Here is a 26400-nt window from a genome sequence, read left to right as displayed (position 1 = left end):
CCTTTCATGCCAGAAACCCTTGCTGCCGCAGCCCCTGATGCCGCCGACCACCGCCCGCCTGCAGAGCCCATCATCGCCGTGGAGCATGTGTACAAGTCAGTGACAGACTCCACGGGCACGCTGGAGATTTTGCGGGATATCGATTTCCGCCTGGCACCGCGGGAGACTGCGGCCATCGTGGGCGCATCGGGCTCGGGCAAGAGCACGCTGCTGTCCATCATCGCCGGGCTGGACACGCCCACCAGCGGCACGGTGCGCCTGGGCGGGCAAGACCTGTTTGCGCTGAGCGAGGACGACCGCGCCGCGCTGCGCGCCCGGCAGGTGGGCTTTGTGTTCCAAAGCTTTCAGCTCATGGGCAATCTGACGGCGCTGGAAAACGTGATGCTGCCGCTGGAGCTGGCAGGAGAGCGCGCTGCACGCCAGCGCGCCGCCGACATGCTCGATCGCGTGGGCCTGGGCCAGCGCCTGCAGCATTACCCCAAGGTGCTGTCGGGCGGCGAGCAGCAGCGCGTGGCGCTGGCGCGGGCCTTTGTGGTGCAGCCAGCCGTGCTGCTGGCCGACGAGCCCACGGGCAGCCTGGACTTCGCCACCGGCGAGACCATCATGGAGCTGATGTTGACCCTCAATCGAGAGCAGGGCACCACGCTGGTGCTGGTCACACACGACCGCGGCATTGCAGCGCGCTGCGACCGGCGCATCGCCATCGAGGCGGGGCGGCTGGCGGCCGATTCCTGAGCCGTGGTCCCCGAGGCAGCCCGTGCCCGCTGAGGGCCCGGCTGCGAGAGGGTGTAAGCCATTTACGGCCCAAACCCAGGCAAATGAAGCGCCAAAAGCTATTGTATTGATAGCAAATCAGCCCCGTGCCTTGCGCTCTTGCGCCAGGCAGACGGCTGCGGTGAAGAGCACGTCGGTGGAGGAGTTCAGCGCTGTCTCGGTCGAGTCCTGCAATATGCCGATGATGAAGCCGATGGCCACCACCTGCATGGCCACATCGTTGCTGATGCCAAACAGGCTGCACGCCAGCGGAATCAGCAGCAGCGAGCCACCGGCCACGCCCGACGCGCCGCAGGCGCACAGTGACGCCACCACGCACAGCAAGACGGCAGTGGGCACATCCACCTGAATGCCCAGCGTATTCGCAGCCGCCAGCGACAGCACGCTGATGGTGATGGCCGCCCCCGCCATGTTGATGGTGGCGCCCAGCGGAATGGCGATGCTGTAGGTGTCCTCGTTCAGTCCCAGGCGCTTGGCCATTGCCAGGTTGATGGGGATGTTGGCCGCCGAGCTGCGCGTGAAGAACGCCGTCACCCCGCTTTCGCGCAGGCACATCAACACCAGCGGATACGGATTGCGACGAATCGTCAGATAGACGATCAGCGGGTTGACCACCAGCGCCACAAACAGCATGCAGCCCAGCAGCACCGCCAGCAGATGCGCATAACCCCACAGGGCCTGCGTGCCCGCTTCGGCAAAGGTGCTGGCCACCAGCCCCAGGATGCCCAGCGGCGCCAGCCGGATCACCCGCTGGATGATCTGCGTGATGGCTGTGGCGCCGTCTTGCAGCAGTGCGCGCGTGCCCGCGCTGGCGTGGCGCAGCGCCAGGCCCAGCGCAATGGCCCAGGCCAGGATGCCGATGTAGTTGGCCTCCAGCAGCGCCTTGACCGGGTTGTCCACCACGCTCTTGAGCAAATTCATCAGCACCTCGGACACCGACCCCGGCCCCGCGGCGGCCTGCGCGGGCGCCTGCAGCACCAGCGTGCTGGGAAACCACAGGCTGGCCGTCACGCCCACGATGGCTGCCGCCAGCGTGCCAGCCAGGTACAGCACCAGCACCGGGCGGATGTGCGTGGTCTCGCCCGGCGTATGGTTGCTGATGGCGGCCATCACCAGCACCAGTACCAGCACGGGCGCCACCGCCTTCAGCGCCGAGATGAACAGCGTGCCCAAAATGGCCAAATGCGCCGTGGCGGCCGGCCAGACGGCTGCCAGCACGAGGCCGGCGACCAGGGCAATGGCGATCTGGGTGACCAGGCTGGTACGCTGCACCCAGCGCAGCAGGGGCGAGAACATCATGATGCGAACAGTCAAAAAAACGCGCCGGCACGGGCTGCGCGCGGCACGCGGGGGGTGGAGTAGGGCCGCTTTGCAGTGGCTCACGCAGCGTCCGCCTGGGCGTATGCTGAACAGCCTTGTCAAACGGCGAAAGGGCGCAATTTTAGGCCGCGCCCCGTTCACAGCCGGGGGTGTGCGCGGCAGCAGCCTGATAATCGCGCCATGTCCTCCCCCAAAGTTCTTTTCGGCTTTCACGCCGTCGGCGTGCGCCTGAAGACCGCGCCCCAAAGCATCATCGAGATCTATTACGAGCCCACGCGGCGCGACGCACGCATGCGCCAGTTTCTGGAGCGCGCGCGCGAGGCCGGCTTGCGCCTGATCGAGGCTGACGGCCTGCGCCTGGCCAAGCTCTCAGGCAGCCACGGCCACCAGGGCGTGGCCGCGCGCGTCGAGGCGGTGGCGCAGGTGCACTCGCTGGACGAGCTGCTTGACGGGCTGGAAGCCGGCGGCGTGAAAAACCCGCTGCTGCTGGTGCTGGACGGCGTGACCGATCCGCACAACCTGGGCGCCTGCCTGCGCGTGGCCGATGGCGCGGGAGCGCACGCCGTCATCGCGCCCAAAGACCATGCGGCGGGCATCAGCGCCACCGTGGCCAAGGTGGCCAGCGGCGCCGCCGAGACGGTGCCGTACTTCATGGTGACCAACCTGGCGCGCACGCTCAATGAGCTGAAAGAGCGCAACATCTGGGTCATTGGCACCAGCGGCGACGCGGACAAGACCCTCTACCAGGTGGACTTGAAAGGCCCGGTGGCGCTGGTGCTGGGCGCCGAGGGGCCGGGCATGCGCCAGCTCACGCGCAAGACCTGCGACGAGCTGATCAGCATTCCCATGCAGGGCGCGGTGGAAAGCCTGAATGTTTCCGTGGCCAGTGCCGTGTGCCTGTACGAAGCCCTGCGCCAGCGCAGCATTTGAGCTCCTGACATGCCGGATGACGCCCAAGGCAATCTGACTGAGGTGAGCGCGTGGCTGCGCGAGGCCCGGCACATCGCTGTGCTGACCGGCGCCGGCGTCAGCGCCGAATCAGGCGTGCCCACCTTCCGTGACGCGCAGACCGGCTACTGGGCGCAGTTCGACCCGCAGGACATGGCCAGCGAGGCCGGCTTTCGTGCCGCGCCATCGCGGGTATGGGCCTGGTACGAGCACCGCCGTGCGTTGGCGCAAAGCGCGCAGCCCAATGCCGGTCACCATGCGCTGGCGGCGTTTGCGCAGCGCTGGCCGGGGCGCCTGACGTTGATTACGCAAAACGTGGACGGCCTGCACCAGCAGGCGGGCAGCGAGCCGGTTCTGTGCCTGCACGGCAATTTGCTGGACAACCGCTGGCTGGACGTGCCGCGAGACTGCTGCCGCATGGAGCATGCCGCCGCCGGCAGCCCTCCGTACTGCGACCGCTGCGGCAACCTGGTGCGCCCGGGCGTGGTGTGGTTTGGCGAGCCCTTGCCCCTGGCCACGCTGGATGCGGCGCAGCGGGCAGCGCAGTCGTGCGCGCTGATGCTGGTGGTGGGCACGTCGGGGGCGGTCTATCCGGCAGCGGGGCTGGCGCATCGGGCGCGCGCCGCCGGTGCGCGCGTGGTGGTGATCAATACCGCGCCCAGCGAGCTGGATGCCATCGCCCATGCGGTGTTGCGGGGCCCGTCGGCACAGCTGCTGCCCGCGCTGCTGGGCACGGCGAACCCCGTGGGCATGTCAAACCCAGCCTAGCGCCCCCAGCAACGCGCCCGCGCCCAGCAGCCACAGCAAGTGGATGCGCGTGCGCCACACCAGCAGCGCGGTGGCGGCGCTTACCAGCCACAGCGGCGCGTTGCGCAGCGGATCGCCATGGGCGCTGGCCAGTACCCAGGCCGTGGCCAGCAGCAGGCCAATGACCACCGGCGCCATACCTTGCTTGAAGGCGCGCACCGAGCGGCGCTCGCTGTTGCGCCGCGCCCAGCGTGTGGCGGTCCAGGTCAGCAGGCTGCTGGGCAGCATCACGCCCAGCATGCACAAGGCCACGCCCAACACGCCGGCCGCCCAGGCCGCGGGCGCGCTGGTGCCGACGGTGTTCAGACCCACATTCCAGCCCAGCAGGGCGATGAACAGCACGTTGGGGCCGGGGGCGGACTGGGCGATGACGATGGAGGTGTTGAACTGCACGTCGGTCAGCCAGCCTTGGCGTTCCACCAGATAGCGATGCATGTCCGGCGCGGTGGCAATCGCGCCACCCACCGACAGCAGCGACAGCGACAGAAAGTACAAAAACAGGTTCAGCCAATCCAGCGGCTGAAATTGCAGGTGCAGTGCGGCAGGCATGGTGTGGGCCAGCTTCAGTGCTGCGGCGGCGCCAGCTTGCGCCAGGTCAGCGCGCATGCTGCGCCGCCCACCATGGGCAGCACCCAGGCCAGCGGCAGGCGCAGCACGCTCATGGCGATGATGGTGGCAGCGGCAATCACGCCGCAGACGGGCAGCCCCAGCGGGTGCTTGCGCAGCGATACCGCCAGGCGCAGGCCCACGCCTGCCACCAGGCCCGCGGCTACCGCGCCCATGCCGCGCAGGGCACCGGCCACCCGGGCGTGATCGGCAAAGCCCGCATACACCGCGGCCAGCGCCACGACGAGCAGCATGGGCAGCGCCAGCATGCCCGCCATGGCCGCCAGTGCGCCGCGCCAGCCGAAATAACGGTCGCCCACCATGATGGACAGGTTCACCACGTTGGGGCCGGGCAGGATTTGCGCGGCGGCCCACTCTTCCACAAACTCTTCGGGCGTCAGCCAGCGCCTGCGATCCACCAGTTCGCGCTGCACCACGGCCAGCACGCCGCCAAAGCCCTGTAGCGCCAGCCAGGTAAAGGCCCAGAACAACTCGCCCAGGCTTTGCGGGCGCGGGCGGTCGTCGTTGGGCATGGGGGCCGGGGCGGGCTGGGACGCAAGTGTGGACGTTGGCTCAGGCAACTGCGGGGGGAAGAGGGGGTGTGACTGGGGCATGGCATCTCAGGCGAAGCGGGCCATGCTACGCCCCCAGCCCGCTACCCGCGCTTGCAGTCCCATCACCTTGTGCGATGCGGCCATCATTGGTGCCGATGGCAGGCATTGATCTGCTTTTACATGGTAAATTGCCTTTCAGCACTTATCTGGCAAGCGTAAACAGCTATCATTTTTGATATTCTGCGCGGGCAGGCTATGCGCTTGCGGGTCTTCATTTATCCCCCTCCATCCATGCACCCCTACATCCTGCTTGGCATCTCCATCGTGGCGGAGGTGGTGGCCACCTCGGCGCTCAAATCGTCGCAGGGGCTGACGCGGCCATGGCCCAGTGTGCTGGCGGTGCTAGGTTATTGCGTGGCGTTCTACCTCGTTTCCAAGGTGATGAGCCACATGGCCACGGGCGTGGTGTACGCAGTGTGGTCGGGCTTGGGTATCGTGCTGATCTCGCTGGTGGGCTGGTTGATGTACGGCCAGAAGCTGGACATGCCGGCCCTCGTGGGCATGTCCATGATTGTGGGAGGCGTGCTGGTGATACAGCTGCTGTCCAAGACCACGGGCCATTGAGCGTGAGCTAGCCTCGCCTTGATCCGATAAGCGTCAAAAGTCACCGCTTCGCTTTCAGCGCTCGCTCCTCGCGCGCTGAGTGGTTTGTTGGCCATATGTGTCCACCGTTGTCACTTGAATCCATGCACGCACTCCTCGACGCCATTTCCACCCTGGAGCCACCGGTCCAGGCCCGCCGCATCTTTCACGGGCGGGGCGGGCGCTTTGCGGGCTGTGAACAATGGACGCTGGATGCCTATCCGCCCGTGCTGGTGCTCACCAGCTTTGCCCCGGCGACCGATGACGAGCTGGCCACCATCGACGCTGCCTTGCGTGCGCGCTGGCAGCAGGCGGCGGCGGGCCAGCCGCTGAACTGGGTGTTTCAGCAGCGTGGCGAGGCGCTGCGCATCGAGGGCCGCAGCGACACCCGGCTGATGGCCGGCGAGGTGCCCGAGCCGCATGTGGTGATGGAAGACGGTGCGCTGCTGCGCGTGCAGCTGCAGCGCGGGCAGAACCACGGCTTGTTTCTGGACATGGCCGAGGGGCGGCGCTGGGTGCGCGCGCATGTGGCGGCCCATCGCGCACGCACGGGGCAGGGCGCGCGGGTGCTCAATCTGTTTGCCTATACCTGTGCGTTCTCGGTGGCTGCGCTGCAGGCCGGAGCGGCCGAGGTGGTCAACGTGGACATGAGCCGCGGCGCCATGGCCACGGGGCAGCACAACCACCAGCTCAACGGTCTGCTGGCCGGGGCGCGCTTTCTGGCGCACGACATCTTCAGCTCGTGGGGCAAGATCACGCGCAGCGGGCCTTACGACCTGGTCATCGTGGATCCGCCGTCCTACCAGAAGGGCAGTTTTGTCGCCACCAAAGACTACGCGCGGCTGATGCGCCGCCTGCCCGACCTGCTGGCACCCGGCGGCCATGCCCTGCTGTGCCTGAATGCGCCCGAGCTGGGCGTGGACTTTCTGCGTGCGCAGATGCACGAGCAGGCGCCCGGGCTCGCCTTTGTCGAGCGCGTTGCCAATCCTGCGGTGTTTGCCGACATCGACGAGGATCGGTCGCTGAAGGTGCTGGTGTTCCGCGACACGCCACCGTGAATTACGCCGGTGCGTGAGCGGCGCCCGCACGTGAAAAAGGCGCCTGGGTAGGCCTATGCCCAGGCGCCTTGATTTTCGTGATGAGCCATCGCCCGCCGACGGGCGGTCTGCTGCCGCACCGTCTGCCAGGCGATCAATAGCTCAGGTTGAGCTGAATCACTGCGGTGCTGCCACTGACCTCGTTGCCCACCAGCAGCAGCGGTTTGCCATTGGGCGACTGACGCGCGGGGATGAACGCCAGACCTTCGGGGCCCAGGTCGCCCACCTTGGCCAGTGCCGGCGGTGTGGCATCGTCAAAGCTGGCAGTCCAGTCTTCGCGGGTGTTCAGGTAATCCACGCGCTTGGCGGCCTTGGGGTCGGTGATGTCGAAAACGATCACGCCGCCCATGCGCTCCAGGCCGACGAAGGCAAAGGTCTTGCTGCCAATGGTGCCGATGGTGAGGCCTTCGGGCTCTGGGCCCTTGGCGGAACTGCGAGCGTCCAGCTTGGCGGTGGCGTCATGGCCGGTGTTGAAGTAGGTCTTGCAGGCGATGTCGCGCTTGGCGCCCAGCTTGCACTCGTCGCTGGCCAGGAATTGCTCGATGGCAGCGCCCGAATCCCACACCTGGGTGCCCTGGGCATTCCAGATGGAGATGGAGCGGCCGCCGTACGCGTACAGCTTGTCGTACATCAGGCGGTTGCCATTGGGGTCGGCAACGCCCGCGGCGTTGTACCAGACGGGGCTGCCATCGGCGTTGGTCTGGTAGCCCTGGGTCCAGGTGATCTTCAGGCGGCCCAGCTTGTCATCGTCGCGGCAGGTCTTGGGGTCGCCAGCGATGGCGCCGCACCAGGCGAAGTTGGCGGGGTTGAGCAGCGCGCCGCCGTTGCCCTTGGCCAGAGCGATCAGATGTGCGGGCAGGTCATCGCCTGCACGGCGCAAAAAGCCGTCCTTGTGCACCAGGTGCTTGACGCGCCATTCTTCGACAAAGCCCTTGGTCACATCACCACCCTTGGCTGCCACGGCGGGCGCGGTGCTAGTGGCCTTGACGGCCGCCGTGCCAAAGTAGGCGGGCGTGTTTTCGCCCCAGGCGCGCGCATCGCCTTCGTTGGCCGTCACCAGGTAGGTCTGGCCGTCGCCCGCCTTGTAGGCGGCGATGGCGTCGGGCATGTACATGCCCAGCACATTGGGGGCCACTTTGATGTCGATCACTGCGTTCTTGCCGTCGCTGTCGGCAAAATCCAGCGCGTTGGCTGCCAGGCTGTGATCCTTGTAGCCCAGCGCCACGACGTCCTTGACGGTGGCACTGGCAATGTCCACGATGGCCATTGCGTTGTTTTCCTGCAGCGTGACCCATGCGGTCTTGCCGTCAGGCGAGACGGCAATGTATTCGGGCTCCAGATCTTGCGCCACGGTGGCCTTGCCGGTGTTGTTGGCGTTGGGGCCAAACAGGCGCACGCCCTTGCTCCTCAGTTCGGCAGCGCGGTCGTTGAAGGCCTTGAAGTCGGCGGTGCGCACCTTGAGGCTGGCGGGGTTGCTCACGTCCACGACGCTGATCGAGCCCTCGGGGTCGATCTGGTAGTCGTCGCTGGGTTCGGCCTCATTGGCTACCAGCACGGTCTTGCCGTCAGGCGTGAAGGTCAGCATGTCGGGCAGCGCGCCCACCGTGGCCGAGCCCAGCAGTTTCAGGTCGGACGCCTGATAGATCGCGATGCGCCCAGCGTCGGTCTTGGGCTTGGCCTGAATGGCCACGGCCACCAGGCCGCCTTGCACCGCCACGCTGTTGACCTCGCCATCGGCCAGCACGCTGGTGGCGTTGACTTCGCCCACCTTCTTGGGGTTCTTGGGGTCGCTCAAGTCCAGCACATCCAGCTTGCCCGACTGCGCATTGACCACAAAGGCACGCCTGGACGCGGCGTCAAAGGCTGGAATCTCAGCGGCGCTCTTGAGGAAGACATTCGACGAGTAGCCACCAATTTTCTCCAGTTGAAGCGTCTTGGGTGTTTCCTCGACGTAATCGTCGTCACCGCCGCAGGCAGCGAGGGAAGCCGCCGCAATCAGCGACAGGCACAGCAGGGAGGCGCGGGAGGAAGTAGAAAACTGCATGGTCGGGTGTAATGGGTCAAGGAATGTAAGCAAAAGCTGCGATTCAATGACTCAACCATGACCGTTGTGTGAAGCCCCGCGTGATGGAGGGTGTACAGCCCGGGTGTACGGACTTGTGCGGGACTGAGCACATCGAAGTGCGATACAAGCACGCATCCGCTGGACGCAGCGCAATGCAAACCGGCCGCATCGAGGCGGCCGGTGGCAAGTCAGACAGTGGAACCGAAGGTCAGATTTACTGCGTCGAGGTTGCTGCGAAAGGCGAGCCCACATCATCCTGCGCCACGCGGCGGGCGCCGTTGAAGCGGCGCTGCCAATACGACGCACTCATGTCCTCCACGCGCACCTGGGCGCCGGATCGCGGCGCATGGATGAACTTGCCGTCGCCCAGGTAAATACCCACATGGCTGAAGGCCCGGCGCATGGTGTTGAAGAACACCAGGTCGCCGGGCTGTAGATCTTTCTTGTCGATGACTTCGGTGGCAGCGGCCTGTTCGGCAGCGCGGCGCGGCAGTGCCAGACCTTTGGCCTGGTCGAAGATGGCGCGCACGAACCCGCTGCAGTCAAACCCGGTCTCAGCGCTGTTGCCGCCGCGCCGGTAGGGCACGCCAATGAAGCCCATGGCGGTGGAGATCAGTTCAGAAGTACGGCCGGCCACGCTGTGGCGCACGTCGTTGAATTGGGCGACCAGTTGACGCTCAGCTGGCATGCGCTCCGGCTCGGTAGGAGGAGCCGCGTAAGCATGGGCGCTGACTAGTAACAATAAGCTAAGCCATCGGGACATGGGGTGCGAGGGTAACACGGGCACGCCGCCGGACGGCTACCTAATATGTTGCAAGCTGTTGATTCGCTCGTAAGTATTTGCATCGCCCGCTTCAATGGTGCGCCACAGGACCGCCTGTGCCTGGGTCAGGCAGGGTTGTGGGGATTGATGGCTGACTGCGAGGGGTGGACAACCCCCTGACAGCATGAAATGCCGAGGTTCAGGCACGCTATGTGCTTTATGCAGGCGCTGCGGGCCTGGTGTCACCAAACATCGCTATGCTTGCGCCCGCCGCCCGGCTCGTAGGTGATGTGTAGGCGCGGCCTCATCCAACTCGACTTTCTCCCGATCGTATTTTTCGGCCCATGTCCCGATCCGCTGTCTCACGCCCATCGCCCTGGTTCTGGATGCCGGGTGTGGCTGTGGCATTGACGGGTTGCGTGGCCAGTTATGCCCTGTGGCAGCAGCAGCACGACTCGATGGCGTCCATCGCCCAGATGCGGTTCGAGCAAAAGACACTGGTGTTTGCCGAACGGCTGCAGCAGCGCATGGCGTCCTATTCCGATCTGCTGCAGGGCATGCGCGGCCTGTTGACCGTCAACCCGCAGCTGCGGCGCAGCGAATTCGAGCGCGTGGCTAACGAACTGGGGCTGCAGCGCAATCACCCGGGAATCAAGAACATCCACTTTGCCCGCCATGTGCCCGGCCCGCAGCGCGAGGCCTTCGAGGCGCACGTCCGCGGTGATGCCCACCTGGACGGCAGTCTGCCAAGCAACTTTGCCATTCACCCGCCGCGTGAGCGGCAGGAATATTTCGTGGTCGATTTTGTCTGGCCGCTGGTGGGCAATGCCCAGGTGCCGGGCCTGGAGATTCATTCGCAGCCCGCCAACCTGGAGGCTATCTACCGCGCGCACGACAGCGGCATGCTGGTGGCTTCCGCGCCTTTTGAGCTGGTGCAGTTCAACGAGAAACGCGCTGGCGTGATTCTTCGCATGCCGGTGTATGCCGGTGCCGCCCAGGGGCAGTCTGATGGGGCGCGTTTTCTTGGTGCCATTGGCGTGACGCTGCGCATCCACGACATCGTGCAGGGTTTGCGCGGCGAGGGCTTCATGGACGGGCTGTCTTTGGCCATGTCAGATATCGGGGCGGTGGACTCCCCCATGCCCACGCCGACCTACCTCTTTTTGAGTCTGGACGAGCACACTGGCGCCCACGGGCCTCTGCGCCACGAGCGCAACATCCACGTGGGCGGGCGCGTCTGGCGTCTGGAGATGCAGCCCATCGACAGCCTGCTGACGGCCCAGGAGGAGCGCCTGCCCGGAATTTTGGGGCTGGGCGGTCTGGTGGTGACCAGCTTGCTGACGGCACTGGTGCTGTTGCTGCTGCTGCTTCGGGCGCGGGCGCTCAGTCATGTAGTAGTGGCTGACACGGCGTTGGGTGAGAGCGAGGCACGCTTTCGCACCGTATTCAACCAGGCGGCCGTGGGCATTGCGCAGACCGACTCGCGCACCGGCCGTCTGGTGCGCATGAACCAGAAGTTCTGCGACATGCTGGGCTACACCGAGGCTGAGCTGCAGCAGATGCGCTTTCAGGACATCACCGATCCGCAGGATCTGGCCGAAGACACCATGCAGCTCGAGCGCATGCTGGCCGGCGAACTGGGTGAGTACCGCCTGGAAAAGCGCTACCGGCGCAAAGACGGAGGCACCCTGTGGGTGGATCTGCGCGTCTCCCCGCTGCGCCTGAGCGGCGAAACCGGGCAGCACCTTGCCGTCGTGCAGGACATCACCGAACGCAAGCACATGGAGCAGGCCCTGCGCCAAAGCGAGCAGCGCCTGCGCAGCATCCTCAACCACATGCCGGTGGGGGTGAACCTGGTACAGAACGGCGCCATCGTCTTTCGCAACGATCGCCATGTGCAGATTTGCGGCTACAGCGCGCAAGAGGCGCCGGACGTGGACGCCTGGTGGCGTCTGGTGATGCCCGATCCGCAGCAGCGCCAGCATGTGCGCGACGCCTGGCTTGCCGGCTGCGCTGCGGCCAGAGCCGAGGCCGATGGCACCATCCGTCCGCTGGAATGCGTGATCACCAGCAAGGCGGGTCTGCATCGCACCATCGAGTTGTCCGGGATGCTGCTGGAGGGTGGGCACATCGTCACGATGGTCGATCAAAGCCAGCGCAAGGCCGCCGAGGAAGAGGTGCGCTACCTGGCCTACACCGATCCTCTGACCGGGCTGTCCAATCGCCGCTTGCTGCTGGACCGCCTGCAGCAGGCACTGGCCGCCAGTGCGCGCCACCAAAGCTGCGGCGCGCTGCTGATGCTCGACCTGGACAATTTCAAGAACATCAACGAAACCCAGGGCCACGAAATGGGTGACCGCCTGCTGCACGCCGCGGCGCAGCGCCTGCGTAGCTGCATGCCCGAGGGCGACACCCTGGCGCGCCACGGCGGCGACGAGTTCGTGGTGGTTATTGAAGATCTAGGCGCAGACCTTCAGGAAGCTGCCGCCCATGCCGAAGACCTGGGTCAAAAGATGCTGGCCGCCATGCGCCAGCCCTTTGTGTTTGAGGGCAGCGAGCCGTGCCACACCACGCTCAGCGTGGGCATCACACTCTTTCAGGGACAGCAGGAATCGGCCGACGAACTCCTCAAGCGCAGCGATCTGGCCATGTACGAGGCCAAGGGCGCGGGTCGTGACACCCTGCGCTTTTTCGATCCGCAGATGCAGGCGGTGGTCTCGCAGCGCGTGGCGCTGGAGGCAGACATGCGCACTGGCCTGGAGAAAGAGCAGTTCGAGCTGTTCTACCAGCCCAAGGTGGTGCACGGACGCGTGACGGGGGCCGAGGCGCTGATCCGATGGCGCCACCCCGACAGAGGCTTCATAGCACCCTCACAATTCATCCCGCTGGCCGAGCAATCCGGCCTGATCCTGCGCCTGGGCGAGTGGGTGCTGCGCGCCGCCTGCCAGCAACTGGCGCAATGGAGCGAACACCCCGTGCTAGGCAGGCTGTCGGTAGCCGTCAACGTCAGCCCGCGGCAATTTCACGAGGCGATCTTCGTGCCGCAGGTGCTGGCGGCGCTGGCTGGCACCGGAGCCGAGGCCCGCCAGCTGCGCCTGGAGCTGACCGAAGGCATGTTGCTGAAGGACGTGGAGGACACCATTGCCAAGATGGTGCAACTGCGCGGCTACGGCGTGGGCTTTTCGCTGGACGACTTCGGCACCGGCTATTCGTCGCTGGCTTACCTCAAGCGGCTGCCGCTGCACGAGTTGAAAATCGACCAGGGTTTTGTGCGTGATGTCCTCACGGACCCCAATGACGCGGCCATTGCCCGGACCATCGTTGCGCTGGGCACCAGCCTGGGGCTGCAGGTGACCGCCGAGGGGGTCGAGACCGAGGAGCAGCGCGTCTTCCTGGAGCGCAACGGCTGCCATGCCTGGCAGGGCTACCTGCTCAGTCCCCCGCTGCGGGCGCGCGACTTCGAGACCCTGGTGCTGGAGCGCGCCTCACCTGCGGCCGACGCCGACTGAGCATCGCCGGGCATCACCGTGGTGTGGACTCCCGCTTTCGCAGGCGCGACGGGGCGGGGCAGGAATGCCGGGGGCGATGCGATTGCTACGTTATTAATAGCTGCTGGCGCTTTATCTATAAGGTCTAGAGGTAAAAAATACCATCATCCCAGCGAAGTTGGGAGCCCATACGCCCACAACGCCATCGGGCGATGCGCAGTCACGCCACCTTGCGGCGGCGGGCCAGCGCGGCGCCCAGCAAGCCCAGGCCTACCAAGGCGAGAGAGGCAGGCTCGGGCACCTGCTGCCCGGGGCCGCAATTGGGCGTGCCTACGATGCAGCCGGGAAACGTAAACGAATTGCCGCTGTTGCCAACGCTTTGAAACCTCACGCTGTACGGGCTGGTGAACTCAATCCCGCTGGTGACAAAGTTGCCTGCGGTGCCCAGTGTGAGCAAAAAGGATTCGACCGCGCCTTCGGCAACACCCTGGTTGCCACCGCCGGAGCAGTTGGAACCATCCCAGACGCAAAGATCCACCTGCTGGAAGGCCGGAAAGGTGACATTGCGCGAGGCATCCCAGCCGTTGTTGGCCGACGCAGAGTTCAGCGTGGGACTCACGATGTCGATTCCGAACGACTTCAAATCGTTGGCCCCCGGCCCGAAGGAGTTGTTGGAAACCTGCACCGCGAAGACGGCCTGCGAGGCCGACAGCGTGTTGAGCGTGAACTGCACCGTGGCAGACAGCGTGGCGCCATCACGGGTCGTCGCATACAGGATGGAGCCCATGTCGCCCACACTGTCGAACAACATGGTCGCCGAATGGGCACTGCCGATGCCCGTCAGACCGCAGCACAGGGCCAGGGCGCGCAATGTACTTTTCTTGAACAGCATGGGGGTTCCCTTCAGGCAGGTGCAGATTGCAAAAAATATGTTGCACCAAATGCAAGCACGATGTGTGCCAAACAAGCCGTATCCATCTAAATCAAGCTGTTGCAAACCTGAGTTGAATGATTGCCAGGTCAGTTGTCAAAAATATCGACACCTGCGGGTCGTTCTTTGCACGGGGCGATGACCAGGGCGGGCGGCGTAGCCACCGGCGTCATGCGGGGCCAGCCGCCTCGGGTAACATTCACGCCCTCGACTGCCGGCACGCCATCGGCAAGGTGTTACAGGTAATTCGTGCGTCTCAACTCGATCAAACTCGCCGGCTTCAAGTCCTTTGCCGAGCCCACCAATTTCGTGCTCCCAGGCCAGCTTGTGGGCGTGGTGGGGCCGAACGGCTGCGGCAAGTCCAACATCATGGATGCCGTGCGCTGGGTGCTGGGCGAGAGCAAGGCCAGTGAGCTGCGCGGCGAGTCCATGCAGGACGTGATCTTCAACGGCACCACCAGCCGCAAGCCCGCCAGCCGCGCCAGCGTGGAGCTGACGTTCGACAACAGCGACCACCGCGCGGGCGGGCAGTGGAGCCAGTTCACCGAGATTGCCGTCAAGCGCGTGCTGACGCGCGACGGCAGCAGCAGCTACTTCATCAACAACCAGCCGGTGCGCCGGCGCGACGTGCAGGACGTGTTCCTGGGTACCGGACTGGGGCCGCGCGCCTACGCCATCATCGGCCAGGGCACCATCAGCCGCATCATTGAAAGCCGTCCGGAAGAACTGCGCCTTTTCCTCGAAGAGGCCGCGGGCGTCTCCAAATACAAAGAGCGCCGGCGCGAGACTGAAAACCGCCTGCACGACACGCGCGAGAACCTCACCCGCGTCGAGGACATCCTGCGCGAGCTGAACACCAACCTGGAGCGACTCGAAAAGCAGGCCGAGGTGGCAGCACGCTACAACGCGCTGCAGTCCCAGGTGACCCTCAAGCAGCACCAGCTGTGGTTTTTGAAGCGCGCCGACGCGCTGGCCGAGCAAAACCGCGTGCGTGCTGAGGGGCTGGCGGCCGTCAACGACCTGGAGTCGCGCATGGCCGACCTGCGCCATGTGGAAGCCGAGCTTGAAACCATCCGCCAGGCGCATTACGAGGCGGGCGACAAGGTCAACCAGGCGCAGGGCAAGCTGTACGAAGCCACGGCCGAGGTCGGCAAGCTGGAGGCCGAAATCCGTTACGTGGTCGAAGGCCGCCAGCGGGTGGAGCTGCGCCTGGTGCAGCTGGCCGAGCAGATTGCCCAGTGGTCCGCCCGCAAGGAAGAGGCCGAGGCCGAGCTGGAGGGCATTGAGGGCGCCGGCATGAATGCCGAAGAGCAGGCCGAGATTCTGGCCGCGCAAGTCGAAGAGCAGGCCGCGCGCCTGCCCGACCTGGAAGACGCCCTGCGCCAAAGCCAGCAGCGCAGCGACGAGCAGCGCGCCGCCGTGGTGCAGGTGCAGCAGCAAATTCAGGTGCTGGCCGCAGAGCAGCGCAGCCTGGATGAGCAAAGCCGCCAGTTGCAGACACGCCTGGAGCGCCTGCGCGCAGACCGCAACGCGCTGGCTGCGCCCGACGAGGCCCGCCTGGCCAATCTGCGCCAACAGCTGCAGCAGGCCGAGGAGGGCGCCGAGGTGGCCGAAGCGCGCCTGGCCGATCTGCAAGGCAACGTGCCCCAGCTGGACGAGGACCGCCGCGCGCGCCAGCAGGCCGTGAACCACGAAGGCGCCCGCCAGGCCGACCTGTCCGCGCGGCTGCAGGCACTGAAGGCGCTGCAAGAAAAAGTGAAGGTGGACGGCAAACTCCAGCCCTGGCTGGCCAGGCACGGGCTGGACGGGCTGCAGGGCCTGTGGAGTCGCATCCATATCGAGCCCGGCTGGGAAAACGCCCTGGAGGCCGCGCTGCGCGAGCGCCTGGCCGCGCTGCCCGTGGGGCGTCTGGACATGGTGCGCGGCTTTCTGGGCGCCGGCGGGCAGGACGCGCCACCCGCGCGGCTGGCGTTCTACAGCACGGCACCAGCGCCCGCGCCCGATGGGCCCGCAGGGCAGCAGCGCCTGTCTGACCTGCTGCGCGTGTCAGACGCCGGGCTGCGCGCGGTGCTGGTGGACTGGCTGCAGGGCTGCTACACCGCGCAGACGCTGGACGATGCGCTGAACCGCCGCGCGCAGCTGCAGCCGGGCGAAGTGATTCATGTGCCCGAGGGGCACGCCGTCAGCGCGCACAGCGTCAGCTTTTATGCGCAGGACTCCGAACAGTCCGGCCTGCTGGCCCGCGCCCAGGAGATTGAACACCTCGAAAAAGAACTGCGTGCCCAGGTGCTGATTGCCGAAGAAGCGCGCACGGCGCTGGTGCGGGCCGAAAGCCTGTATGCCGACGCCACGCAGCGCCTGGTGGTCGTGCGCCGTGAGGCCAGCGAGGCCCAGGGCCGCGCGCACGAGTTGCAGGTGGAGACGCTGCGCCTGTCGCAGCTGGCCGAGCAGACGCGCTCGCGCAGTGAACAAATTGGCGCCGACCTGGCCGAGGTGCAGGCGCAGCTGGACGAGCTGCACGAGCGCCGCGCCACCGCCGAGGCGCGTTTTGAAGAACTGGACATGCAGCTGGCCGACAGCCAGGAGCGCCACGCTCAGCTGGGCGACCGCGTGATCAAGGCCGAGCGCCGCCTGTCGGAATGCCGCGAGCAGCAGCGCACCCTGGAGCGCCAGGCGCAAGAGGCGCAGTTTTCCCAGCGCAGCCTGCAGGCGCGCCGCACCGAGCTGGCACGCACCCTGGACACCGCCGCCAGCCAGGCACGCACGCTGCACGATGAACGCCAGCGCGCGCAAGACGAACTGTCTCGCCTGTCCGACGCTGCCGCGCAAGGCGGCCTGCAGCAGGCGCTGGAGCTGAAGATCGAGCGCGAGAAAGACCTGGCCGCCCAGCGCAGCCAATATGACGACCTGACGGCGCGCCTGCGCGCCAGCGACGAGCTGCGCATGCAGCACGAACGCACGCTGGAGCCTCTGCGCGCGCGCATCACCGAGTTTCAGCTCAAGGAGCAGGCCGCGCGCCTGGGCCTGGAGCAGTACGGCACGCTGCTGCAGGACGCGCAGGCCGATCTGGAGGCCGTCGAGCGATCCATCCAGGAGGGCGGCGTGCGCGTGGGCGGTCTGCAAGGCGAGATTGACCGCCTGCACCGCGAGATCACCGCGCTGGGCGCCGTCAACCTGGCGGCGCTGGAAGAACTGCAGCTGGCGCGCGAGCGCAAAGGCTTTCTGGACGCGCAGACCGAAGACCTGACGCTGGCCATGACCACGCTGGAAGACGCCATCCGCAAGATCGACGGCGAAACGCGCACCCTGCTGTCAGGCACCTTCGAGACCGTCAACGCGCACTTTGGCCGCATGTTTCCCGAGCTGTTCGGCGGCGGGCAGGCGCGGCTGATCATGACGGGCGACGAAATTCTGGACTCCGGCGTGCAGGTCATGGCCCAGCCGCCGGGCAAAAAGAACCAGACCATCCACCTGCTGTCGGGCGGCGAAAAAGCCCTGACCGCGATTGCACTGGTGTTTGCCATCTTCCAGCTCAACCCTGCGCCGTTCTGTCTGCTGGACGAGGTGGACGCGCCGCTGGACGATGCCAACACCGAGCGTTATGCCAAGCTGGTGTCCAGCATGTCCAAGGGCACGCAGTTTTTATTCATCAGCCACAACAAAATCGCCATGGAAATGGCCGAGCAGCTGATCGGCGTCACCATGCAAGAGCAGGGCGTATCACGCATCGTGGCCGTGGACATGGAGTCCGCGCTGACCATGGCCGAGGCCTGATCCACCGATTGATTCACCATGAGCAACTTTCAACTAGGACTTCTCATCTCTGGCGCGCTGGTGCTGGTCGCCGTGCTGGGCTACAACGCCTGGATCACCCACCGCAACGCGCCCAAGCGCGCCCTGCCGCCCGAGCCCGGCGCCGCGCCAGAGCCCCTGGCGCGCCTGGAGCCGGACTTTGACGGCGCGGCCCTGGGCCTGCCCGCCAGCGCAGACGACACTGAACCCGCCTTCGACGGCCATGCCGTGGACCTGCGCGATGCGCTGCAGCTGCCCGTGCCCCCGGCGGAGCGCCGCGGCGGGCTGGACCCGCTGATCGACGCCATCGTCCCCATCGCTGCCGAGCAGCAGGTGTCGGGCGACGCCGCCCTGGCGGCCTTGCCGCCCACGCGCCGCGCAGGCAGCAAGCCGTTTGCCATCGAGGGTTTCAACGAAGCCACACAGCAATGGGAAACGCCCCAGCCCGGCCAGCGCTATCGGCAGTTTCAGGCCGGCGTGCAACTGGCCAACCGGCTGGGCGCGCTCAACGAGATCGAGTTTTCAGAATTCGTCATGAAGGCCCAGGGCTTTGCCGACGCCATCAACGCCATGCCCGACTTTCCGGACATGCTGCACGAGGTGGCCCGCGCCCGCGAGCTGGATCAGTTTGCCAGCGAGCATGACGCGCAACTGTCGTTTTTGCTGCGCGCGCGCCAGGCTGCGTGGAGCCCTGGCTACGTGCAGCAAAACGCCGCGCGGCTGGGGCTGGTGGCCGGCGCGATTCCGGGGCGCCTGGTGCTGCCCGCGGGCGAGGCCGGACTGCCCCCGGTGCTGACGCTGAGCTACGACTCGCAGGCCGCCATGTCCGACGACCCCGAGCAGTCCGCGGTACGCGACATCATGCTCAGCCTGGACGTGCCCCTGGTGCACCGCGCGCAGCAGCCCTTTGCGCGCCTGCGCGAGATCGCCGCCGCGCTGGGCCAGGTCATGGACGGTGTGTTGTGCGACCAAAACGGCACGCCACTGCCCGCCATGGCCATGGACCCCATCGCCGCCGACCTGGAGCAGCTGTACGACAAGCTCGATAGCCGCGACCTGCCTGCTGGCTCGGTGCTGGCGCGGCGGCTGTTTAGTTGAGGACACCCCCCTGCGTCGCTTCGCGCCTTCCCCCCTCTCTCCAATCGCTGCACGATTGGGGAGGGAGGACGCTCCCGGTGCGGCGGGGCGGCCCTTGCGCGGGAGCCCTGGCCTGGGCCATGTCAGTCTCATGCGCCACTGGTAACGCGCAGTTCCATGAAGTTTGAAATGACCGAAAACTTGGCCCTTTTTTCGGCTCCAGCGCCCGGTGGGCAAGCGCTGGCAGCTACAAAAATCAAAGCACTGCGCGACCAGCTGAACCGCTGGGCTCACGAGTATTACGTGCAAGACGCCCCCAGCGTGCCCGATGCCGAGTACGACCGGGTGTTTCAGCAACTGCAGGCGCTGGAGGGCGCCTACCCGGAGCTGGTGACGCCCGACTCGCCCACGCAGCGTGTGCTGGGCGCGGTGCTGGACGGCCTGGCCCCGGTGCGCCACCGCGTGCCCATGCTCAGCATCAGTACGGAAACGGATACGACCCAGGCAGGCGCAGAAAAATTCGAGTCGCAGATCCGTAACTTCTTCGCTGGTGAGCTGCGTCGCACGCAACTCAAACCTGGCGATGCGCGATACCGCGCGGAGCCGTTGGGTGAAGAAGCGTTGAAAGTCGTGGCCGGGGCAACCATCGAGTACGTCGCCGAGCCCAAGTTTGACGGGCTGGCCATGAGCCTGCGCTACGAGCACGGGCGCCTGGTGCAGGCCGCCACCCGCGGCGACGGCGAGGTGGGCGAGGACGTGACGCACAACATCCGCACCATCCGCCAGATTCCGCTCAGCCTGCCCGAGGGCGTGCCCCCGGTGCTGGAGGTGCGCGGCGAGGTTTATATGCGCCGCGCGGACTTCGAGCTGCTGAACGAGCGCCAGCGCGAGGCGGGTGCCAAAACTTTCGTCAACCCGCGCAACGCCGCCGCGGGCGCGGTGCGCCAGCTGGACTCGGGCATCACCGCGCAGCGACCGCTGTCGTTCTTTGCCTACGGCCTGGGCGATGTCACGCCCGCCGATCAGGGCGGCCCCGCGTTTGCCACCCACTTCGAGGCGCTGCAACAACTGAAGAAATGGGGATTTCCGGTTGCAGAGCAGGTGCAGATTGCGCAAGGCGCTATTGAACTAATAGCGTTTCACCAGCGCATCGGCGCCCAGCGCGATGCGCTGCCCTACGACATCGACGGCGTCGTCTATAAGGTCAACAGCCTGGCGCTTCAGGCGCAACTGGGTTTTGTCACGCGCGAGCCGCGCTGGGCGGTGGCGCACAAGTATCCGGCGCAGGAGATGGTCACGCACGTGGAGGGTATCGACGTGCAGGTGGGCCGCACCGGCAAGCTGACCCCCGTGGCGCGGCTGGCGCCGGTGTTCGTGGGCGGCGTCACGGTCACCAATGCCACACTGCACAACCTGTTCGAGCTGCGCCGCAAAAAGCTGCGCGTGGGCGACCAGGTGATCGTGCGCCGCGCCGGCGACGTGATTCCCGAGGTGGTGGGCGTGGTGCCGCAGCCCCAGCCACGATCTGCCTACGTGCCCAACTTCCGCATGCCGCGCCAGTGCCCCATTTGCGGCAGCGCCGTGGTGCGCGAGCCGGGCGAGGTCAACCACCGCTGCTCGGGCGGGCTGTTTTGCCCCGCGCAGCGCAAACAGGCCGTGCTGCACTTTGCCCAGCGCCGCGCCCTGGACATCGAGGGCCTGGGCGAGAAGCTGGTGGACCAGCTGATCGACGGCCATGTGATCCGCACGCTGCCCGACCTGTACCGGCTAAGGCTGTCCAGTCTGGCGCAGCTGGACCGGATGGCCGAGAAGTCCGCGCAGAACGTGCTGGATGCGCTACAAAAATCCAAGCAGACCACGCTGGCGCGCTTTCTGTTCGGGCTGGGTATCCGCCATGTGGGCGAGGCCACCGCCAAAGACCTGGCGCGCCACTTCGGCACGCTGGATGCCATCATGGACGCCAGCGCGGACCAGCTGCTGCAGGTCAACGACGTGGGCCCCGTGGTGGCGCAGGCCATCCACACCTTCTTTGCCCAGCCGCACAACCGCGAGGTGGTCGAGCAACTGCGCGCCTGCGGCGTCACCTGGGACGAAAGCGCCCCCGCCGCCGCGGCCGCCCTGCCGCTGGCCGGCATGACCGTGGTGCTGACCGGCACGCTGCCCACCCTGAGCCGCGACCAGGCCAAAGACCTGCTGGAAGCCGCGGGCGCCAAGGTGGCCGGGTCGGTCAGCAAGAAAACCAGCTACGTCGTGGCCGGCTTTGACGCGGGCAGCAAGCTGGCCAAGGCCCAGGAGCTGGGCGTGCCCGTGCTGGATGAGGACGGTCTGCAGGCGCTGCTGCAGGGCACGCAGCCCCATCGTGTGCAAGAGGGCGGTACCTAGATGGCACTGACCCGCCGCACCCCGCGGCTGGGCCTGGCGCTGGGCAGCGGCTCTGCGCGTGGCTGGGCGCATATTGGCGTGCTGCAGGCGCTGCGCGAAGAAGGCGTGCGGCTGGACGTGGTGTGCGGCTCGTCCATCGGCGCGCTGGTGGGTGCGGCCTACGCGGCGGGCGAGCTGGAGCGTTTTGCCGACTGGGTGCTAAGCCTGGGCCTGCGCGACGTGTTTGGTTTCATGGACTTCAACCTGGCGGGCGGCATGCTCAAGGGCGATAAGCTGATTGCCTTCTGGCGACGCAACTTTGCCGACTTTGACATCGAGTCGTCGCCCCTGCCTTTTGGCGCGGTGGCCACCGACCTGCACTCTGGCGCCGAGGTCTGGCTGCGCGAAGGCTCGATTGCCGATGCGGTGCGCGCGTCCATCGCGCTGCCGGGGCTGTTCACGCCGGTGGCGACGGGCGACGGGCGGCTGCTGGTCGATGGCGGGCTGGTCAACCCGGTGCCCGCGTCGCTGGCGCGGGCGATGGGGGCAGACATCGTCATTGCCGTGGATTTGAACTCTGACATCGTGCACCGCCACATGTATCCGCTGGCGCTGATGCGTGAGCCGGAGGCGCAGCGGGCGCAGGGCGCAGTGGCAGAACTTCCGCCCGAACCCGCGATCGAACTCGCCCGCAACGGTGACTGGATGCGCCGCCTGAAGTTCTGGGCGCCCGCCAGCGGCGAGGCACCGCCGCCCAGGCCGTCGGTGCTGGACGTGGTGATGACCAGTGTCAACATCATGCAGATGCGCATCACACGCAGCCGCATGGCTGGCGACCCGCCCGAGGTGGTGATTGCCCCGCGCCTGGCGCAACTGGGCCTGCTGGACTTTCACCGCGCCGATGAGGCCATTGCCGAGGGTCGCCGCGCCGCCCAGGCCAGCTTGCCCCAGCTGCGGCGGTTCATGGGCTGATGTCGCGGCTTGTGGTGCGCGCGATGAGCTGTTCAATTGCTCCTGTATGTGTAGCTGCTGGCGCCTGACAAACGGGCTCTGCAGGCATTTTTTACCTGAATTTTTATGACTGTCTTCGCATCCCTGCATGCCCGCTGGGCCGTGCTGCGGCCCGCATTGGCAAAGCTGGCACGCCGCCCCGAGCGCTGGATATCCGCCCACGGCCTGGTGTGGCTGCTGGGCGCGCTGGCGCTGGCCGGCGTGCTGTACGTGCTGGCGCTGGTGCCGTTCACGCCCGCCATCAGCGACATTCGCAAGGCCAAGAGCGACCAGCCCGCGCAGCTGGTCTCTGCCGACGGGCGACTGCTGGCCGAATACCGCTGGGTGAACCGCGAGTGGGTGGCGCTGGAATCCATAGCCCCGCCGGTGGTCGATGCGCTGATCGCCACCGAGGACCACCGTTTTTACGACCACTTCGGGTTGGACTGGCGGCGCACGCTGTCGGCTGTGGTGCGCACTGTGGGCGGCGACCGGCAGGGCGGCTCCACCATCACCCAGCAACTGGCGCGCAACCTCTACCCCGAGGACATCGGCCGCGCGCCCACGCTCACGCGCAAGATCAAGGAGGCCATCACCGCGCTGAAGATCGAGGCGCTGTACTCCAAGGACGAGATCCTGGAGACCTACCTGAACACGGTGCCCTTTCTCTACAACGCCTACGGCATCGAGATGGCGGCGCGCACGTATTTCGACAAATCGGCCGACAAGCTCAACGTGCTGGAAAGCGCCACGCTGATCGGCATGCTCAAGGGCACGGCCTACTACAACCCGGTGCTCAACCCCGAGCGCGCCCAAGCCAGGCGCAACACCGTGCTGGCGCAGATGGCCAAGCGCGGCAAGCTGTCGCAGGCCGAGTACGAGCGGCTGATCAAGCGGCCGCTGCGCATCCGCTTCGAGCGCCAGTCCGAGGTGGCTGGCCTGGCCCCGCACCTGGCGCAGCAGCTTCGCCGCCAGCTCATCGACTGGGCCGACCGCAACGGCTACAGCCTGTACTCTGACGGGCTGGTGATCCGCACCACCATCGACGCGCGCCTGCAGGAAATGGCCAATCAGGCCGTGCAGCAGCAGGGCAGGGCGTTGCAGGGCGTGGCCGATGGCGCCTGGGCGCCGCGCAGCGCCTGGGGGGACAAGAGCGCGCTGGTGCAGCAGCTGGTGCGCGAATCCCCGCAGTACGAAAAAGCCGTGGCCGCGGGCGCTGCGCCGGGCGACGCGCTGCGCGAACTGCTGGAGGACAGAGACTTTTTGCGCCAGCTGCGCCAGTCCAAGACCCGCGTGCAGGCAGGCTTCATGGCCATGGACCCGCGCAGCGGCGCAGTGCTGGCCTGGGTGGGCAGCCGCGACTATTCAAGCGACCCCTTCGACCATGTGCAGGCCGCGCGCCGCCAGCCCGGCTCCACCTTCAAGCCCTTTGTGTACGGCGCGGCCTTTGCCATGGGCTTGCAGCCCACCGACACCTTGCTGGACACGGCCGTCGAAATCCCCCTGGGCGGCAAGCAAGTCTGGCGCCCCACGGACGGCCGCACGCCACCCAGCGAGGAGCCCATGACGCTGCGCGACGGGCTGGCGTACTCCAAGAACACCATCACCGCGCAGCTGATGCACAAAGTGGGGCCAGCGCGCGTGGCGCAGCTGGCCCGCGCCATGGGCGTGCGCGAATCCGAGCTCGATGCCGTGCCCGCACTGGCCCTGGGCACCAGCCCGGTCACGCTCAAGGAGATGGTGGCCGCCTACGGCACCATCGCCAACGGCGGGCGCTACCTGGCACCCCGGGTGATCACGCGCATCGAGGACAAGCACGGCAAGCTGCTGGAGGAGTTCAAACCCGCATCGCCCGAGCGCGCGCTGGGCATCACCGCTGCCCAGCAACTGCGCGACGCCCTGCGCGGCGCAGTGGACCAGGGCACGGGCCGGGCCATACGCAGCCGCTACGGCATCACGGCCGACGTGGCGGGCAAGACCGGCACCACGCAGGACAACACCGATGGCTGGTTCATCCTGATGCATCCGCAGCTGGTGGCCGGCGCCTGGGCGGGCTTCAATGACGGGCGCATCACGCTGCGCAGCGACTACTGGGGGCAGGGCGCGCACAGCGCGCTGCCCATGGTGGGCGAGGTGTTCCGCCAGGCACTGCGCGGCAAGCTCATCGACGCGGGCGAGCGGTTCATCGACGAGGAAGAAAGCTCCTGGATCGCCACGGCCACTGGCACGCTGCGCAACTGGGTCTATGACCTGTTTGGCCGCCCCACGGGTGAGCAGGCCGGCCCGGCGGGCGCGCCAGCGCCCCGGCCATCGGTGCCGCCTGTCGCGCAGCCCGCGCCGCAGGATGCTGCGCCGTTGCCAGAGTCTTCGTCGCAGGCGGGCAATCCGTCGCCCGAGAGCCGCCCGGAGATCACCGAAGCGCCGCTGGTGCCCCTGCAGCAGGTCATGCCGCGCGCCCCGCAGCCAGCGCAGCCGCCCGTGTGGGTGAATGAGCCGCAGGCCCCGGAGCCCGATGCGGTGGCGCCGCTGCCGCAGGACGGTACGCCGGTTTTCAGCGAAACTCGCTGATAACTCTGCTGATCCGGTCGCCGCTCGATGCCAACACCCCACACGCCACAGCCATCGCCCTCATCGCCAGTTCCACCGAGCATACCGCCAGCCGTCTGGGCGCTGGGCCTCGTCAGCATGCTGATGGACATCTCTTCCGAGATGATCCACAGCTTGCTGCCCATGTTCATGGTGGGGGCGCTGGGCATGTCGGTGCTGGTGGTGGGGTTCATCGAAGGCCTGGCCGAGGCCACGGCGCTGATCGTCAAGGTGTTTTCGGGCACGCTTAGCGACTACCTGGGTCGGCGCAAGGGCCTGGCGCTGCTGGGCTATGCGCTGGGGGCCTTTACCAAGCCACTGTTTGCCGTGGCGCAGGGTGCGGGCCTGATCGTGGCGGCGCGCCTCATCGACCGCGTGGGCAAGGGCATACGTGGCGCACCGCGCGATGCGCTGGTGGCCGACGTGACCCCGCCCGAGGTGCGCGGCGCCGCCTTCGGGCTGCGCCAGTCGCTGGATACGGTAGGCGCCTTTGTCGGGCCTTTGCTGGCCGCGGGCCTGATGCTGCTGTGGGCAGGCGACTTTCGCGCCGTGTTCTGGGTGGCCGTGGTGCCGGGCCTGCTGGCGGTGGCGGTGCTGGCCCTGGGCGTGCGCGAGCCCCAGCAGCGCGAAGGCACGCGCCGCACCAACCCCATACGGCGCGAGAACATCCGCCGTCTGGGGCCGGTGTACTGGTGGGTGGTGGCCGTGGGCGCCGTGTTCACGCTGGCGCGTTTCAGTGAGGCATTTCTGGTGCTGCGCGCCCAGCAGATCGGCATTGCCATGGCGCTGGTGCCGCTGGTCATGGTGGCCATGAATATGGTCTATGCCGCCGCCGCCTATCCGTTTGGCAAGCTGTCGGACCGCATGGGGCACAGGCAGCTGCTGGCCTGGGGCCTGGTGGTGCTGATCGTGGCTGACGTATTGCTAGCCACGGCCCAGCACTGGAGCGTGGTGATCGCGGGCGTGGCCGTATGGGGCATTCACATGGGCATGACGCAGGGCCTGTTGGCCACCATGGTGGCCGACGCCACGCCGCCCGACCTGCGCGGCACGGCCTACGGCGTGTTCCACCTGGCCAGCGGCCTGGCCATGCTGGCGGCCAGCGTGGTGGCCGGGCTGCTGTGGGATACGGTGGGCCCGCAAGCCACCTTCTGGGCGGGCGCGGCGTTTGCGCTGCTGTGTCTGCTGGGGCTGGGCCTGCGGCGTGCCCCGGCGGGTTAGGCGTTTAGCCCACGCTCAGGTGAGGTCGATGCTGTGCAGGCCGAAGCGCCCGGCGCGGCGGTCGGCAAAGAAGCGCTCCAGCGTGTGCTTGACGGTGCGAAACGACAGCTCGTCCCAGGGGATTTCTTCCTCGGTGAACAGACGCGCTTCCATGGTCTCGTGGCCGGGGTCAAAGCGGTCGCTGAGCAGCGTGGCCAGGTAGAAGATGTGAACCTGGCCGACTTGCGGCACGTTGAGCAGCGAAAACAGCGGGCCCATCTGGATCTGGGCACCGGCTTCCTCGTCAGTCTCGCGCGCCGCGCCCTCGCTGGTGGTCTCGTTCAGCTCCATGAAGCCCGCGGGCAGCGTCCACTTGCCCCGGCGCGGCTCGATGTTGCG

General features: G+C 66.9%; 19 protein-coding genes. 12 read left to right on the top strand and 7 right to left on the bottom strand.

Going from position 1 to position 26400, the window contains the following annotated elements; translation table 11 throughout:
* Positions 1-6: 6 nt before the first annotated feature.
* Positions 7-735, top strand: coding sequence for an ABC transporter ATP-binding protein (locus tag AB7E35_RS08320; protein WP_428162494.1), 729 nt, complete (start codon positions 7-9; stop codon positions 733-735).
* A 117-nt stretch (positions 736-852) separates the two neighbouring features.
* Here the strand turns inward: AB7E35_RS08320 and sstT are convergent, their stop codons facing one another.
* Positions 853-2073, bottom strand: a complete 1221-nt coding sequence (sstT, locus tag AB7E35_RS08315) for a serine/threonine transporter SstT (RefSeq protein WP_428162493.1) — start codon at positions 2071-2073, stop codon at positions 853-855.
* A 201-nt stretch (positions 2074-2274) separates the two neighbouring features.
* Here sstT and rlmB point away from each other — a divergent pair, with 201 nt between their 5' ends.
* Together rlmB and AB7E35_RS08305 are read left to right on the top strand one after the other, a co-directional pair.
* Positions 2275-3024 (top strand): 23S rRNA (guanosine(2251)-2'-O)-methyltransferase RlmB, encoded by a 750-nt coding sequence (gene rlmB, locus AB7E35_RS08310; RefSeq protein WP_428162492.1) that lies wholly within the window; start codon positions 2275-2277, stop codon positions 3022-3024.
* 9 nt (positions 3025-3033) lie between these two features.
* Entirely contained in the window at positions 3034-3810 is a 777-nt protein-coding gene (locus tag AB7E35_RS08305) for an SIR2 family NAD-dependent protein deacylase (RefSeq protein WP_428162491.1), read from the top strand.
* On the opposite strand, the gene AB7E35_RS08300 is transcribed toward AB7E35_RS08305, so the two are convergent.
* Together AB7E35_RS08300 and AB7E35_RS08295 are read right to left on the bottom strand one after the other, a co-directional pair.
* The gene (locus AB7E35_RS08300) at positions 3796-4398 is read right to left on the bottom strand and encodes a chromate transporter (RefSeq protein ID WP_428162512.1); all 603 of its coding nucleotides are present in this window, start codon (positions 4396-4398) and stop codon (positions 3796-3798) included. The genes AB7E35_RS08305 and AB7E35_RS08300 overlap by 15 nt on opposite strands.
* A gap of 14 nt (positions 4399-4412) precedes the next feature.
* Positions 4413-4988, bottom strand: a complete 576-nt coding sequence (locus tag AB7E35_RS08295; protein WP_428162490.1) for a chromate transporter — start codon at positions 4986-4988, stop codon at positions 4413-4415.
* Positions 4989-5300: 312 nt separating this feature from the next.
* Between AB7E35_RS08295 and AB7E35_RS08290 the strand changes: the two genes are divergently transcribed.
* Positions 5301-5633: an SMR family transporter gene (locus AB7E35_RS08290; protein ID WP_428162489.1), complete on the top strand. Its 333-nt coding sequence runs from the start codon at positions 5301-5303 to the stop codon at positions 5631-5633.
* 122 nt (positions 5634-5755) lie between these two features.
* Positions 5756-6709, top strand: coding sequence for a class I SAM-dependent methyltransferase (locus AB7E35_RS08285; protein ID WP_428167398.1), 954 nt, complete (start codon positions 5756-5758; stop codon positions 6707-6709).
* A 133-nt stretch (positions 6710-6842) separates the two neighbouring features.
* Here the strand turns inward: AB7E35_RS08285 and AB7E35_RS08280 are convergent, their stop codons facing one another.
* Both AB7E35_RS08280 and AB7E35_RS08275 read right to left on the bottom strand, forming a co-directional pair.
* Positions 6843-8792 (bottom strand): choice-of-anchor I family protein, encoded by a 1950-nt coding sequence (locus tag AB7E35_RS08280; RefSeq protein WP_428167397.1) that lies wholly within the window; start codon positions 8790-8792, stop codon positions 6843-6845.
* A gap of 235 nt (positions 8793-9027) precedes the next feature.
* A complete protein-coding gene (locus AB7E35_RS08275; protein ID WP_428167396.1) occupies positions 9028-9576 on the bottom strand; it encodes a C40 family peptidase in 549 nt (182 codons plus the stop codon).
* Between the two features lie 344 nt (positions 9577-9920).
* Between AB7E35_RS08275 and AB7E35_RS08270 the strand changes: the two genes are divergently transcribed.
* Positions 9921-13085, top strand: coding sequence for a bifunctional diguanylate cyclase/phosphodiesterase (locus AB7E35_RS08270; RefSeq protein WP_428167395.1), 3165 nt, complete (start codon positions 9921-9923; stop codon positions 13083-13085).
* A 199-nt stretch (positions 13086-13284) separates the two neighbouring features.
* Here AB7E35_RS08270 and AB7E35_RS08265 read toward each other — a convergent pair whose 3' ends face one another.
* Positions 13285-13956, bottom strand: a complete 672-nt coding sequence (locus AB7E35_RS08265; RefSeq protein ID WP_428162484.1) for a cistern family PEP-CTERM protein — start codon at positions 13954-13956, stop codon at positions 13285-13287.
* 288 nt (positions 13957-14244) lie between these two features.
* On the opposite strand from AB7E35_RS08265, the gene smc reads away from it, so the two are divergent.
* The 6 genes from smc (at position 14245) to AB7E35_RS08235 (ending at position 26022) form a co-directional block, all read left to right on the top strand.
* Positions 14245-17769, top strand: coding sequence for a chromosome segregation protein SMC (gene smc, locus AB7E35_RS08260; RefSeq protein ID WP_428167394.1), 3525 nt, complete (start codon positions 14245-14247; stop codon positions 17767-17769).
* Positions 17770-17787: 18 nt separating this feature from the next.
* Entirely contained in the window at positions 17788-18885 is a 1098-nt protein-coding gene (locus tag AB7E35_RS08255; RefSeq protein ID WP_428162482.1) for a cell division protein FtsZ, read from the top strand.
* A 168-nt stretch (positions 18886-19053) separates the two neighbouring features.
* Positions 19054-21246: an NAD-dependent DNA ligase LigA gene (gene ligA / locus AB7E35_RS08250; RefSeq protein WP_428162511.1), complete on the top strand. Its 2193-nt coding sequence runs from the start codon at positions 19054-19056 to the stop codon at positions 21244-21246.
* Positions 21247-22197, top strand: a complete 951-nt coding sequence (locus AB7E35_RS08245) for a patatin-like phospholipase family protein (protein WP_428162481.1) — start codon at positions 21247-21249, stop codon at positions 22195-22197.
* A 105-nt stretch (positions 22198-22302) separates the two neighbouring features.
* The gene (locus tag AB7E35_RS08240; protein WP_428167393.1) at positions 22303-24783 is read left to right on the top strand and encodes a transglycosylase domain-containing protein; all 2481 of its coding nucleotides are present in this window, start codon (positions 22303-22305) and stop codon (positions 24781-24783) included.
* Positions 24784-24900: 117 nt separating this feature from the next.
* Positions 24901-26022: an MFS transporter gene (locus AB7E35_RS08235; protein WP_428167392.1), complete on the top strand. Its 1122-nt coding sequence runs from the start codon at positions 24901-24903 to the stop codon at positions 26020-26022.
* Positions 26023-26037: 15 nt separating this feature from the next.
* Here AB7E35_RS08235 and AB7E35_RS08230 read toward each other — a convergent pair.
* Positions 26038-26400: NUDIX domain-containing protein (locus tag AB7E35_RS08230; protein ID WP_428167391.1), on the bottom strand; the 363-nt coding region annotated here is incomplete at its 5' end.

Source organism: Diaphorobacter sp. (assembly GCF_050251835.1).
GTDB lineage: Bacteria > Pseudomonadota > Gammaproteobacteria > Burkholderiales > Burkholderiaceae_C > JBFXIE01.
This window is presented reverse-complemented; position numbering and strand designations above follow the sequence as displayed.

Excerpts from the sequence above, each read along its gene's own strand:
- AB7E35_RS08320 (WP_428162494.1), top strand. The coding sequence starts at position 7 with ATGCCAGAAACCCTTGCTGCCGCAGCCCCTGATGCCGCCGACCACCGC.
- sstT (WP_428162493.1), bottom strand. The coding sequence starts at position 2,073 with ATGATGTTCTCGCCCCTGCTGCGCTGGGTGCAGCGTACCAGCCTGGTC.
- rlmB (WP_428162492.1), top strand. The coding sequence starts at position 2,275 with ATGTCCTCCCCCAAAGTTCTTTTCGGCTTTCACGCCGTCGGCGTGCGC.
- AB7E35_RS08305 (WP_428162491.1), top strand. The coding sequence starts at position 3,034 with ATGCCGGATGACGCCCAAGGCAATCTGACTGAGGTGAGCGCGTGGCTG.
- AB7E35_RS08300 (WP_428162512.1), bottom strand. The coding sequence starts at position 4,398 with ATGCCTGCCGCACTGCACCTGCAATTTCAGCCGCTGGATTGGCTGAAC.
- AB7E35_RS08295 (WP_428162490.1), bottom strand. The coding sequence starts at position 4,988 with ATGCCCAACGACGACCGCCCGCGCCCGCAAAGCCTGGGCGAGTTGTTC.
- AB7E35_RS08290 (WP_428162489.1), top strand. The coding sequence starts at position 5,301 with ATGCACCCCTACATCCTGCTTGGCATCTCCATCGTGGCGGAGGTGGTG.
- AB7E35_RS08285 (WP_428167398.1), top strand. The coding sequence starts at position 5,756 with ATGCACGCACTCCTCGACGCCATTTCCACCCTGGAGCCACCGGTCCAG.
- AB7E35_RS08280 (WP_428167397.1), bottom strand. The coding sequence starts at position 8,792 with ATGCAGTTTTCTACTTCCTCCCGCGCCTCCCTGCTGTGCCTGTCGCTG.
- AB7E35_RS08275 (WP_428167396.1), bottom strand. The coding sequence starts at position 9,576 with ATGTCCCGATGGCTTAGCTTATTGTTACTAGTCAGCGCCCATGCTTAC.
- AB7E35_RS08270 (WP_428167395.1), top strand. The coding sequence starts at position 9,921 with ATGTCCCGATCCGCTGTCTCACGCCCATCGCCCTGGTTCTGGATGCCG.
- AB7E35_RS08265 (WP_428162484.1), bottom strand. The coding sequence starts at position 13,956 with ATGCTGTTCAAGAAAAGTACATTGCGCGCCCTGGCCCTGTGCTGCGGT.
- AB7E35_RS08255 (WP_428162482.1), top strand. The coding sequence starts at position 17,788 with ATGAGCAACTTTCAACTAGGACTTCTCATCTCTGGCGCGCTGGTGCTG.
- ligA (WP_428162511.1), top strand. The coding sequence starts at position 19,054 with ATGACCGAAAACTTGGCCCTTTTTTCGGCTCCAGCGCCCGGTGGGCAA.
- AB7E35_RS08245 (WP_428162481.1), top strand. The coding sequence starts at position 21,247 with ATGGCACTGACCCGCCGCACCCCGCGGCTGGGCCTGGCGCTGGGCAGC.
- AB7E35_RS08240 (WP_428167393.1), top strand. The coding sequence starts at position 22,303 with ATGACTGTCTTCGCATCCCTGCATGCCCGCTGGGCCGTGCTGCGGCCC.
- AB7E35_RS08235 (WP_428167392.1), top strand. The coding sequence starts at position 24,901 with ATGCTGATGGACATCTCTTCCGAGATGATCCACAGCTTGCTGCCCATG.